At 55.1% G+C, this 12,519-nt stretch carries 12 protein-coding genes; 7 read left to right on the plus strand and 5 right to left on the minus strand.

The window, feature by feature from the left end:
* The 5 genes from AC2VLR_RS02855 to AC2VLR_RS02875 all read left to right on the plus strand — a co-directional run.
* Positions 1-1,094, plus strand: a 1,094-nt coding sequence (locus tag AC2VLR_RS02855) for a cytochrome ubiquinol oxidase subunit I (RefSeq protein ID WP_486880776.1), incomplete at its 5' end; no start/stop codon positions are given.
* Between the two features lie 75 nt (positions 1,095-1,169).
* Positions 1,170-2,273, plus strand: a complete 1,104-nt coding sequence (locus tag AC2VLR_RS02860) for a cytochrome d ubiquinol oxidase subunit II (RefSeq protein ID WP_486880777.1) — start codon at positions 1,170-1,172, stop codon at positions 2,271-2,273.
* 66 nt (positions 2,274-2,339) lie between these two features.
* Positions 2,340-2,591 carry a hypothetical protein gene (locus AC2VLR_RS02865; protein ID WP_486880778.1) on the plus strand — a complete coding sequence of 84 codons (252 nt, stop codon included), beginning with the start codon at positions 2,340-2,342 and terminating at the stop codon, positions 2,589-2,591.
* Positions 2,592-2,602: 11 nt separating this feature from the next.
* Positions 2,603-2,866 carry a hypothetical protein gene (locus AC2VLR_RS02870; RefSeq protein WP_486880779.1) on the plus strand — a complete coding sequence of 88 codons (264 nt, stop codon included), beginning with the start codon at positions 2,603-2,605 and terminating at the stop codon, positions 2,864-2,866.
* Between the two features lie 95 nt (positions 2,867-2,961).
* A complete protein-coding gene (locus AC2VLR_RS02875; protein WP_486880780.1) occupies positions 2,962-3,912 on the plus strand; it encodes a L,D-transpeptidase family protein in 951 nt (316 codons plus the stop codon).
* A 65-nt stretch (positions 3,913-3,977) separates the two neighbouring features.
* Here the strand turns inward: AC2VLR_RS02875 and AC2VLR_RS02880 are convergent, their stop codons facing one another.
* From AC2VLR_RS02880 to AC2VLR_RS02895, 4 genes are all read right to left on the minus strand, one after another.
* Positions 3,978-4,499 (minus strand): mechanosensitive ion channel family protein, encoded by a 522-nt coding sequence (locus tag AC2VLR_RS02880; RefSeq protein WP_486880781.1) that lies wholly within the window; start codon positions 4,497-4,499, stop codon positions 3,978-3,980.
* Between the two features lie 78 nt (positions 4,500-4,577).
* Entirely contained in the window at positions 4,578-7,664 is a 3,087-nt protein-coding gene (locus AC2VLR_RS02885) for an efflux RND transporter permease subunit (RefSeq protein ID WP_486880782.1), read from the minus strand.
* A gap of 11 nt (positions 7,665-7,675) precedes the next feature.
* Positions 7,676-8,758, minus strand: coding sequence for an efflux RND transporter periplasmic adaptor subunit (locus AC2VLR_RS02890; protein WP_486880783.1), 1,083 nt, complete (start codon positions 8,756-8,758; stop codon positions 7,676-7,678).
* Entirely contained in the window at positions 8,755-10,308 is a 1,554-nt protein-coding gene (locus AC2VLR_RS02895; protein ID WP_486880784.1) for an efflux transporter outer membrane subunit, read from the minus strand. Before AC2VLR_RS02895 ends, AC2VLR_RS02890 begins: the two co-directional genes overlap by 4 nt.
* Before the next feature lie 168 nt (positions 10,309-10,476).
* Between AC2VLR_RS02895 and AC2VLR_RS02900 the strand changes: the two genes are divergently transcribed.
* Positions 10,477-11,181, plus strand: a complete 705-nt coding sequence (locus tag AC2VLR_RS02900) for a response regulator (protein ID WP_486880785.1) — start codon at positions 10,477-10,479, stop codon at positions 11,179-11,181.
* A gap of 62 nt (positions 11,182-11,243) precedes the next feature.
* Here the strand turns inward: AC2VLR_RS02900 and AC2VLR_RS02905 are convergent, their stop codons facing one another.
* Positions 11,244-11,366, minus strand: a complete 123-nt coding sequence (locus AC2VLR_RS02905; protein WP_486880786.1) for a hypothetical protein — start codon at positions 11,364-11,366, stop codon at positions 11,244-11,246.
* A gap of 102 nt (positions 11,367-11,468) precedes the next feature.
* Here AC2VLR_RS02905 and AC2VLR_RS02910 point away from each other — a divergent pair, with 102 nt between their 5' ends.
* A complete protein-coding gene (locus AC2VLR_RS02910; RefSeq protein WP_486880787.1) occupies positions 11,469-12,464 on the plus strand; it encodes an ATP-binding protein in 996 nt (331 codons plus the stop codon).
* Positions 12,465-12,519 lie beyond the last annotated feature (55 nt).

Here is a 12,519-nt window from a genome sequence, read left to right on the forward strand (position 1 = left end):
TCAGTAAAGGCATGCATCTGTTTGCCACCTTCAACGTCGGCCTGTCTTCCAGTCTTTCGGCCATGTGGATTCTGGTCGCTAACTCCTGGATGCAGACTCCTGACGGGATTTTCCTCAAGGATGGGTTGTTCCAGGTCAAAAACTGGTGGCATGCCATTCTCAATGACAATTTCCAATGGGGTTTTCCCCATATGTGGGTCGCCTGTGTTGAACTAGCACTGTTTGCACTCGTAGGTCTCAGCGGTTTTTTCATCCTGAAAAACCGTAATGCGGACCTGTTTACCAAACTTCTCAAGCCCACACTATTGGCTTTGATTATTGTCACGCCCGTCCAAATTTTCGTTGGTGACAGTATCGGCCGGGTAGTGGCGCAGACCCAACCCACCTCCCTGGCGGCGATGGAAGGGCACTATCACACTTATCTGCCTGATGGCAAAGTCAATACCGGTTGGCATCTTATCGCCATTCCCAATGCCAAAAATGATGGCAATGTATTTGCCATTACCATTCCCCATGTCCTGAGCTTACTGGAAACCCATACGCTCAATGGCAAAGTGACGGGCATGGATAGCTTCCCGGCGAAAGATCGCCCTGATGTCTGGGTGCCTTTCTATTCCTTCCGGGTGATGGTCGCTATTGGTTTCTTCCTCTTTTTTATCGCTATCTGGGGTAACTGGCTGCGTCTGCGTGGCAAGCTCAATGCTACAGAATTGCGTAAACGTCCGTGGTTTCTGCGGGCCCTGGTGTTCTCGGCATTTATGCCCTACCTCGCCATCTGGTGTGGCTGGTGGACCCGCGAAGTGGGACGTCAACCCTGGGTCGTCAATGGCCTGATGCGCACCTATCAGGGTGCCAGTCATATGCCTGTTGCCATGGAAATCATCTGGTGGGTTGGTTACATCATTTTTGAACTGACGGTATGGGCAGGCTCCTGGTATTTCTTCACCCGGGTCATCAAGAAAGGTGTCGATGGCATTCCCGATTCCAGTACGCTGTTTGACCATGATCATGCGGATGATGCCGACGTTAAAGCAGGCGGCGGTCATGTTACCCCGACTTTCGCCAGTAAGCCCATGTTGCGTTCCGATCGCTGATCCGGGGCTGCACAGGCCTTTACATAATCAAAGTGGGGAGCCGGGCTCCCCACCCCTTGCTACTGGAGTTATTTTATGGATCTTCTCTCAATAGGGCGCATCGCCGGAACCTTATCGACCTGGTGGTGGCTGCTCTTATCTCTTGCCTTTTTTCTCTATATTGCTACCGACGGCACGGACCTTGGCGCCGGAATTTTCGCCCTGTTTTCCAAGGACGAAGAAGAACGCGGTGCCATCATGGCATCCATGGCCGGCATGTGGGACGGTAATGAAAGCTGGCTGGTGGTCGCTGGTGGCGTACTCTTCGGCGCTTTCCCGCTGGTGTATGGTTCGGCTTTCAATTATCTGATGATCCCCCTGATGTTTGCACTCTGGGGCATCATTGCCCGGGCCGTGGCCTTTGAATTTCACATTCATGCCAAAAAAAGCAAGCGCTTCTGGGGCTGGGCTTTTGCCGTGGGCAGCTTGTTTCCGACCTTTTTTGCCGGTGTGGCCCTGGGTGCCACCTTACAAGGGTTTCCCATGAAATCCGGACTCGCCATGCGATCTGCACTGGCCGCACATGGGGTAAACGTCCACGATTACACGACACCGGTCATGCATTTTTCCGGAGGTATTCTCAATTTTCTGACCCCCTTTTCCATCTGGACAGGTGTCGGTGCGGTCATCGCCGCCAGCCTCGCGGGTGGCCTGTATTTGTGCGCGCGCTTCATTCCCGGGGATCCCATTCATGAACGGGCACGGTCCTGGACCAATATCGTCTCCCTGCTGGCGCTGGCCGCCATCGTCATCACCCTCATCTGGTCTTATGCCATTTTCTCCTGGGCGTCTGCCAAGTGGACCGGTTCGGATTGGTGGGTATGGTTGATCTGGTTTGTGATTGTGCTCATTTTTGCTTTCAAATCATCCACTAATCACTCGGCGCGCAAGGACTTCAGTGCGATGATGTGGGGTATCGGCGTCGTCGCTCTGCTCTGGGCGGCTATGTGGGCGACCATTTTCCCCTATGTCGTTCCCAACACCTGGACCATTGTGCAGGCGGCCAATCCGGCGGATTCCATTGCCGTGTTCACCCTGTTCATGACGGGCTTCTTCCCCATCATGATCATGTACAACTGGTATCAGATCTGGGTATTCCGTGGTCGCTTCAGCAAAAAAATGGCTTACGGAGCGCATTAATCAAGCGCGCAACGGCGATGTTCCCAAGCAGGACATCGCCTCCTGTTGAATGATCGAGGTGAAAAAATGTCCGCCAATTATGATGAACAATCCTTAATGACCGCTATAGATATTATTGAAAACATTGAGTCCCGTTATGGGCAACTTGCCGAACGACTGGATGAAGTGCGTAGAACCATTCCTTCGGAAAACAGGGCGATCATTTCCGACCAATGCTTTGAGCTGTCTGTCGAAATCATGCGTTATAAGAACTATTTCTCTTCCGTCAAAAATCTGGTATCCCGCAGACAGGATATGGCTCTGGTCCATCTATCTTGAAAAGAAAATATTTGAACAGGCATTTACATTATCGTCGGCAAACCACAGATACTGTTGACAAGACAGCGCCGACGCTCATGGATGTGCTCAATGTGCTGGAGGCGCGCCTGGATATCGTTGAGCAGCAATGTACGGACGTCCTGGAATCCATTGATTGTCGTACGCGTGCAGAAATCGACGACCAAATCACCATTATGGATGCGGAGATCAACCGCTGCCAGAAGTTTTTACAGATTATCAAAACGTCCCTCAATCCCCCGGATTCAGAGAACTAAACCATCATATTTCTGTCGAATGTGGCATGAAAGTTCGATCATACTTATATTCTGAAAAACGCCTTATCCATCCAAAAGCAGGGGCTATTTTGCTGATGCTGGGCATGACTGGCGCCTTGACAGCCCTTGAGCCGGCGTTGGCCACACCAGTGAATAACCAGCATTTTGTCTCCAGCCATCCAGAACCCCATGATTGGCAACAAGTCTGGCAAATCCTTGCGCTTACCGGTTATGTACACATGGTTTACGGAACTTATATGGGCCAGTATGGCGGCATGCATACCGTCGCTGCCTGGAATATTCCGGTACCCCGGGCACTGCAGAAAATTTCCGACAATTGGGGTTATTCACCTTTCAACCCGGCTTTTCGCAGCGGCCTCATCCAGTTTGAACGCGCAGAGCACCTGCTCAGGCGCAAAGGCATTTCGCGTGGGCGGGTAACGCCGGAAGTGCTCCAGGCCCTGGGCGCACCTATCCCCAGAAATCCTTTCCCTTTTCAGTGGGTGGAAGTGGATAAAACGGCACACCCCGAGCACCTGAAAATCTGGCAGGTGCCTGCCGTCCCCCAGGGAAAGGCACAGGGACACTGGATTTATCAGACCGTGGTCAATACCGGGGTGATGCATTCCACGCCTGATGGAAGCTGGCCCATTTATCAGCGTCTGGCCAAAACCACCATGACAGGCAAATTTCCCATTGCCGTGAGTCTGCATGCCTACCATTTACTCCCGGCAGCCGAGCGCGGCATCTATCATGGGCATCATGTGCGCTGGCAACATTACATCGCCCCTAATGTGCACTTTGTGAATTACTTTTATGATGGCCGTGCCATTCATTTTTATCCGCGCAAGGGCTATGGCTGGCCGCAAAGTGCAGGCTGTGTGGAAGAACCTTATACCCATGCCCGCCAGGTTTATGCACTGCTACATTACGGAGATATAGTCTCCGTGCTGGGTCACTATCAGACAAAACCCGTTAAAAATGCTTACGCAGAAACCCTGAAGCAAACCATCATTCACGATATGGCCGTCAGCAAAAACAGTTGAAGCTCCGGGCAAAATTTGCCCAAAAAAAATGCCCCAAAAGGGGCATTGACACACAAAACTTCAAATCAGGCCTTCTGGTTACCCTGATCAATCCAGACTTGTTTGGCCAGACCATAGGGAAAGCCACCCTGAATCATGGTTTCACGAATCACCCGATTGGTATCCCAGTACACCTGCCAGTAGTGGGCATTATTGCAAAAAGGGAAAACCGCCAGCTTGGGGCCAATATCTGTAAATTCGAGGATTTCCACCAGTGGCGCCGGGTCCGTAAGCACATTGGGAATTTTCGCGAGATTCTGGCGCAACAACTCACTGGCGTGGACATGATCCACATCACTGGCCAACTGACATTTAAGCTCCACACGACGATAGGGATTGGCTGAGTAGTTTTCGATGGTACCCCCCAATACCTTAGCATTCCCATGATAAATACGGTCGTTGTTCAGGGTATTGATTCCGGTAAAAAACAGTCCGATTTCTTCCACTGTTCCCATGGTGTCATTGATCTGGACAAAATCACCCACCTTGTACGGCCGTAAAATAACCAGAAATGCCCCCGCAGCAAAATTGGCAATGAATTCATGCAAACCGTTTGATTAACTGCATTATTTCTATAACTTCTGATATATTTTCGTTACATATCAGGAATGAGCGGGCCGGGATGATCACACCTCCGCTTCCGGCGCGCGGTTATGGACGGAACGCCCGAACCAGAGATAAAAGGCCGGGATCACAAACAACGACACCAAAGATCCGAAACCCAGACCGCTGACGATCACCAGTCCCATGGAAAAGCGGGCATCGGCATTTCCCCCACTGGCAAAAAGCAGCGGCACGGCCCCCGCAATCATCGCCGCCACCGTCATCAAAATCGGCCGGAGCCGCAAAGTAGCGGCTTCGACGACAGCATGGCGCTTGTCGAGATTTTTTTCCTCCTGCATGACCCGGGCAAATTGCACAATCAATATGCCCTGTTTGGCGATCAGACCAATCAACATGACCATCCCCACCTCCGAGTAAATATTGACACTGGAAGCACCAAGACCGATGGGCAGCAACGCGCCGAACAAGGCGACCGGCACCGCCGTGAGAACCACCAGAGCGTCGCGAAAACTATTGAACTGCGCTGCCAGCAAAAGCAGCACCATCAACAGGGCAAAGCCAAAAGTAACCGCTAAGGCATTGCCCTGATGCATGTACTGGCGAGACACACCGGCATAGTGGATTTGATCTCCGCTGGGAAGAATTTTCTGGGCATGTGTCTGCAAAAACTGCAGGGCTTGCCCCAGAGAAACGCCCGGCGCCGGATTGGCTTGAATAAATACGGCGGGCAATTGCTGAAACTGCGGCAAAAAGGTGGGTGCCGACTCCGATTTCAAGGAAACAAAGGTGGATAAGGGCAGCTCCGCACCAGAAGGGGTTTTGATGGTATAGGCCTTGAGAAAGTCGGGGTTGGCCCGCAATGCCGGGGGAACCTGGGGGACGACCCGATAACTCAGGCCATCCATATCAAAGTAGTTGACGTAGTTGCCCCCCAGCAGGGTTTCCAGATTCTGGCCAATGTCGGCCATACTGAGTCCAAAAGACGCCGCCATTTGCCGATTGATGACCACTTGCTGAATCTGGTTATTGTACTTCAAATTCTTGCAGACGAAGGAAAACAGTCCGCTGGCTTTGGCTTCCTGCACCAACTTGGCGGATACCGCGTCCAGCTGATGATAGGACCCGCCAGTACTGGTCAGCACGAACTGCACCGGTAAACCCACCGCTGCGCCGGGCAGTGGTGGCAGTCCAAAGGCCGAGAGCTTCATTCCGGGAACCTGCTCTGCCAACTGCTGGACCTTGCTTTTGACCTCCTGGGTAGTGACGTCGCCACGCTGAGGCTTCAGCACCACCCCAGCCATGACCTCATTATTCAGGAGCATGCCACCAATACCCACCCCGTTCACGGCAAAACTGTGACTGCGACTGGCAATCTGGTCGAAAACGGTTTTCGTCAGATAATGATCATAAGCGTTCATGTATTCCAGGGTAGCGGTGGGCTGGGCGACGCCATTGACGTAGACAATACCCTGATTAGCAGGCGGCGCCAGTTCGCTTTGGCTGATGCTGAACAGTAAATAGATACCCCCGGTCAAAACCACGGCCAAAGTCACTGTTACCGGCCAGACCCGTAAACTGGCAAACAGCAGCCGTCCGTAAAAAGCTTTCAGGCGTCCGAAAACCTGATCCACAAAATGGGCCATCCGGCCCTCCTGACCGGCTTTCAATACTCGTGAAGCCAGCATGGGTGCCAGAGTCAGGGCGGCCACCATGGACAGCAGTACCGTCGCCACAATCGTGAAGGCAAACTCGCTGAATAAATGCCCCACCAAGCCGCCGATAAAGGCCATGGGCGCGAATACCGCCACCAGCGTGGTCGCCATCACCAGAATCGGGCTGGCCAACTCCCTGGCGCTGTGCAAAGCCGCATGTAAGGGTGTTGCCCCATGCTCAATATGACGGTGGACGTTTTCCACCACGATAATGGCATCATCCACCACCAAGCCGATAGCCAGCACCATGGCCAGCAAGGTGAGCAAATTGAGGGTATAGCCCAAGGCATGAAGGATGGTCATGGCTCCCACCATGGCCACCGGAATGGCTAAGGCCGGAACCAGCAAAGCGCGCCAGGAACCCATGAAAAAATAGATCACCAGGATGACCACCAGCAGCGCCAGGGCAATATTGACTTCGACTTCCTGGAGGGAGCTTTTGACAAACTGGGCGCCATTGTAAATGGTATAACCCTGCATCCCCGGGGGCATGGTCTGCTGCAATTGGGCCATAACCTTGTCGATACCGCGTGATACCTGCAAGGCGTTACTGCCGGGAGCCTGCTGTATGCCGATATTGACCGCCGGCTGCCCGTCGACCATCACCGACGAATCATAGGTTTGCGCGCCAAGAGATACTTTGGCCACCTGCCCGAGATGAATGGGCACCCCATGCACCGTCGCCACGACCAGATCGCGAAATTCTGCGGCGCTGTGCAGGGCGGTATTGGCGCTCAAGGACACCGCCGTATATTCACCGCGCAGACGCCCCACTGCTGCCACAAAATCATTGTTTTTCAGCGCCGCACTGACCTGCGCAGGGGTCACTCCGAGTACAGCCATTTCCTGGGGATTCAACCAGACGCGCATGGCGTAAGTATTCCCGTTAGGGCCGGTGCCCGGCGGCAGAATGGACGTCAATCCCACACCCGGCACGGACTGAATGGCGGGCTGCACGACCCGGGTCAGATAATCCGTAATCTGCTGCTGATTAAACCCTTTGCCGTGATAACTCAAAAGCATCAAATATGCCCCGGAACCAGACATTTCCTGGACCACCGGTTGCATGACGCCTTTGGGCAGCTGGTTCAGGACCGTATTGACCTTGCTCTGCACCTGGGACAAGGCCGCATTGGGATTTTCCCCCATCCGCATATACAGGGTCAGAATGGAAATCCCGTCCTCACTCACCGCCGTCATGTAGTTGATGCCGGGCGCCTGGCCCACCGCCTTTTCCAGTGGTGCGCTAATAAAGGCGTTGACCGTTTTGGGCGTGGCGCCAAAATAGTGCGTCGTCACCGTGATCATGGAACTGGCCGTGGGCGGGTATTCGGTGATCGGCATCAGTCCCAGCGACCGCAGACCAAAGAAAAACAGTACCAGACTCAGGGAAATCGCCAGAATCGGGCGACGAATGAAGGGTTCGGTAAAATGCATGTTCGTCGTCCTTACAAATGCACAGCGTTCTTGATCTGCACAGCATCGCCGTTGTGCAATTTCACCTGCCCGGCAGTCACCACCAGATCTCCAGCCTGAAGCCCGGAACGGATCACCGTTTCGTCGCCTCGCTGCATACCGGTCAGCACTTTTTGTTCACGGGCAATCAGATGATGATTCGGCCCGGACCGCAGCACATAGACAAAATCACCGTAGGTATTGAAGCTCACGGCAACGGTGGGAATCAGCAGTGCGGCTTTGGGCGCAGTTTTGTCGAGAAGCACGCGGACAAACATCCCGGGCTTCAGGCCTGATGCTTTCTGCACCGCTGCCCGAACACGGAGAGCGCGATTATCAGCCTGAACGTGACTGGAAATAGCCTGTACGACAGCACGGTAGTGGTGAATCTCATCACCATCGTGAATATCTACCTGTACCGCAGCCCCGGCATGCAATGACTGGGAATCCCGTTGGGGAATACTGAAATCCACATAAAGATGCTGCAGATTCTCCAGATGGACCACTACCGTTCCAGCATGCACATACTCTCCGGGATTGATCGTGCGCAGACTCAGCACCCCCGTAAATGGCGCCCGTAGTTCGGTGTCGGCCAGGGATTCCTGTAATGCGGATACTTCCCCTTGGGCGGCTTCGGCATCATATTGCGCCTTGTCCAGAGCCGCCGTAGAAATGCCATGAATAGCAAAGACTTTCTGGGCACGTTGATAATTGACTGCGGCTAAGCGGGCATGCGCCCGGGCCGATTGCAGTTGCCCGGGCAAGGCGCCCGGATCCAGGGAGAGCAGCAATTGGCCCTGGGTCACGCTTTGTCCCGAATGAAAATAGAGCTTCTGGATGACGCCGCCGACTTGCGGACTCAGGGCAGCTCCCTGCTGGGGCACCACCTCGCCCACGGCGGTGAATTGTCCTGCGAGGCTTTGGCTGCGGACGCGAGCCGCAGATACCGTCACTGCCGGGTGAGCAGCGGCCGCCAGTTGGCTATGCAATTGCTGCTGCCGCCAGGCGTACCAGCCATACACGGTGCCAAAAAGCAGCACCAGCACCAGTCCCAAAAGAAGAAAAGCCTTTTTCATGCGGAAGCTCCTACAGTATGTTCAACGGCGGTGGTGGAGGATGTGGATGGCGCCTTCGAGTCCCGGTGATCCGGCTGCCAGCCATCCCCAAGGGCGACGAAAAGGGCGACACTATCCAGATAGCGCTGGCTACGACCGTTGATTGCCGCTATGGAATCCTGTTGATAGGCAATCTCGGCATTGAGCACCGTGGCATAATCCGTTGCCCCATCCCGGTAGCGCGCTTCCGCCAGCTGCAGGGCTTTGGCCGAAGCCTGCTGCGCCCTTTTTTGCTGAACAAAAGCGGTATCGGCACTCTGCAGGTTACGCAGGGCATCAGCCACTTGACGGAACGCATCCAATACCGTGGCCCGATACTGATCACGGACCAGCTGATATTGATCCAGGGCGGCGCGACGCTGGGCGTGCAAACTGCCGCCCTGATAAATCGGTGCAGCCAAACCCGCTCCCAGGGACCACAGCGTAGAAACCGGATTGAAAAACAAAGCACCGGTCATGGCTGCCTTGCCAATATCTGCAGAAATATTGAATTGCGGGTACAAGTTGGCCGTAGCCACATCCGCCTGGGCGGCGGCGACCTTGATCTCCGCCGTGGCCGCCTGAATATCCGGGCGGTTTTCCGCAAGGGCCGAAGGAATGGTGGTCGGTAAATGTGCCGGTAACTGTAGATCTTTCAGTGTGGGCAGAGGCAGGGACGTATTTGGCGATTGCCCGATGAGTGCCGCCAGAGCATGTCGGGCTGCGGCTTGCTCAGCTTCCAGCGGCGCAATGCGGGCGCGCGCGGCGGCGGTCATGGCAGCCTGCTGCTCCACACTTTGCAGATTCTGATAACCGAGCTGATATTCCTGCTGCAGAAGCTTCAGCAAATGCGCATCGGCTGCGGCAATCTGCCGGGCCGAATGCCACTGCGCCCGGGCCGCTGCGGCACTGATGATGGCCCGGCTGACGGCAGCGGCCAGGAAAACTTCACTCTGATGCAGATTAGCCGTCGTCACCGCCACCCGGGCTCGGGCAGCATGGATCAGATCTTGCTGCCGGCCAAACACATCCGGGTTGTAACGGATGTCCAGGGTTCCCAAAAACAGGCTGTAGAGATTGCCGGGAATCCGATAACTCTGCCCGCCATCTGCTCCCGTACGTAAAGCCCGCTCCCGACTGATACCCGCATTGGCTGAAACCTGGGGATACAGACCGCCCTGGCTGGCGACCAACAAAGATTGCTGCCTGGCCAGAGCCGCCTGCGCTGCCTGCAAATCCGGGTTCGCCCGCATGGCTTTGTGGATATAGCTATTGAGCGCTTGAGAATGAAACAGCAACCACCAGGATTGCGCCTGCTGCGCGGTCCATTGGATTTTTTGCGCTCCCGGGGATGCATCCACCCGATGGGCGTTATAGGTGGCGGGCGAGATCATTTTCGGCACCTGTCCGTGCGGACCTACAGCACACCCTGCCAGGGCCATCAACAAGCCTGTACCCAGCAGATGGAGAGCCTTTCGTCCGCAACTTCGGGTTCCCGGCCATTGCCAGGTCGCCACATTTTCCTGTGCCATGTATTATCCTTGTTCAGGTCAATCAGAAGATCAGGAAAAGCATAACGATAGGGACTGTAACAATCGTGCGCGAACAGGGCGCCAGATGTAACAAAATGTGCGTTTATTTCCAGAGAGCCTGTCTCGTTACATTTATGTTTGGTCTATCCGCATCGGGGGAGTACAGTGATGGCCATGAAAAACAAAGCCCGTATTCTGATCATCGACGACGACCTGCGCCTCCGCAGCCTGGTGGAATCTCACCTGAAAGGCTATGGATTCATGGTTCAAGGCATGGGTGACGGTCGCCAGATTGAAGCTGCTCTTGAAGAAAACCCCGTGGACCTGGTCATTCTTGACCTCGGCCTTCCCCATGAAGACGGTTTGCAGATCTGTCAGCGTCTGCGCCAGCAGCATGACGTACCCATTCTCATGCTGACCGCACGCGGGGATGAAGTTGATCGTATTCTAGGTCTGGAAATGGGGGCCGATGATTATCTGGCCAAACCTTTTCATCCCCGCGAACTGGTTGCCCGCATCCAGGCGATTTTGCGGCGGGTTCGCGGCCCTGCCCCGAAGACAACGACGGCGAGCTTCCAGAAGGGGGCTTTTCAAGTGGACATGAGTCGTCAGGAAATTCGTCATGGGGACAAGCTGATCCCGCTGACCAGTGCCGAATTTTCCACGCTGGCCACCCTGATTCAGCATGAAGGCCAGCCCCTGACCCGTGAAAAGCTGATGTGGCTGACCCGGGGCCGGCAGCTGGAGGCTGACGATCGCAGCATCGACATGCAGATTTCCCGACTGCGACGCCTGTTGGATAAGGGTCCGGGCCGTCCCCGCTATATTCGTACGGTCTGGGGACATGGCTATCTGTTCGTGGCCGAGCCCTGAACATTCGCAGATTCTGGCCGCGCAGCACCCTGGGGCGGACGCTTCTGCTCCTCGGCCTTCTGTTACTGGGCACCCAGGCAGCCGTTTACGTCCTGTTTCATCAGTACGTTCTGAACCCGGCCGCCGAACGCTTTGCCGAATTTCTGCTGCAGACCGACCACGCCCTCATCAGCAGCGGTGCTCAATATGCGCCCACCGGTAATCTACAGTGGCGACCGGCCAGCGCCGCGCCCGGCAAAGCACCCGATCGGTATTTTCTCCATAAAAGTGCGGGTTATCTGCAGCAGATGACCCCCGGGGCCAGACTCCGGGTCGGTGCCGAGGAGGGTAACAGCACCTGGATGTGGATACGCGGCGGACCGTCCCAGCCCTGGCTGGGAATGCCTGTCTCTCCCATGGATTTTGGTGGACAGGGGTTCATGTTCATGCGCCTGAGCGTCATTGCCCTGGTAACCTTGTTGGGAGCCTGGCTGATTGTTCGCCAGATCAATCGCCCCCTCGCCCGACTGGCCGCCGAAGCACCCCGCATCGGTCTGGGCGACACGCCGGATACGCTGGAACCCATTGGGGGACCACTGGAAGTTCAACATCTGACCCGGGCCATCACCAGTATGGCCAACGATCTGCACCAGCTCCATGAAGAACGCACCCTCTTACTCACCGGCATTTCTCACGAACTGCGGACCCCACTCTCCCGCCTGCTCTTGGCCCTGCACCTACCGGACGTCGATTTTCTGGAGCAAAAATCAGCCATGTGTGTCGATGTAAACGAAATGGACGAAACCATCGACAAGTTTCTGACCCTCGTGCGCAGTAACGACCAGGAAAAAATCATGACCATTGATGTCCGCGACTGGCTGGAAGAAATGCAGGCCATCGCCCGGGAGCGTTACGCGCTCCAGATCAGTTGCAGCGACCGTATTCCTGCCGGAAGTCCCTGTTTTTTACAATGCCGTCCCCTGGCCCTGGAGAGAGTGTTTCGCAATATTTTTGACAATGCTCACCGTTATGGCGGCGGCCGCATGCTGATCCAGGTCACGCCACTTGCACAGCACATTGAAATACGCCTGCGGGATTACGGCCCGGGAGTTTCACCGGCCCATCTGCTGGCCATGAACCTCGGAATACTGCCCCGCCAGTCTGGCCATGGCGCCGGCATTGGCGTGCGCATTTGCAAGCGTATCATGGACCTGCATCATGGCAGCCTGGGCTTTGAAAACGCAGTAGATGGCGGACTCAGCGTCCAACTGCTATTCCCGACGGGCATGGGCAAAACAGCTTGACAAGAATCGACTAAACAGGAATCATTCGCAAACCAAAACGTAAATACGGATAATT

The sequence above is a fragment of the Acidithiobacillus sp. TH-A117 genome, assembly GCF_057473465.1.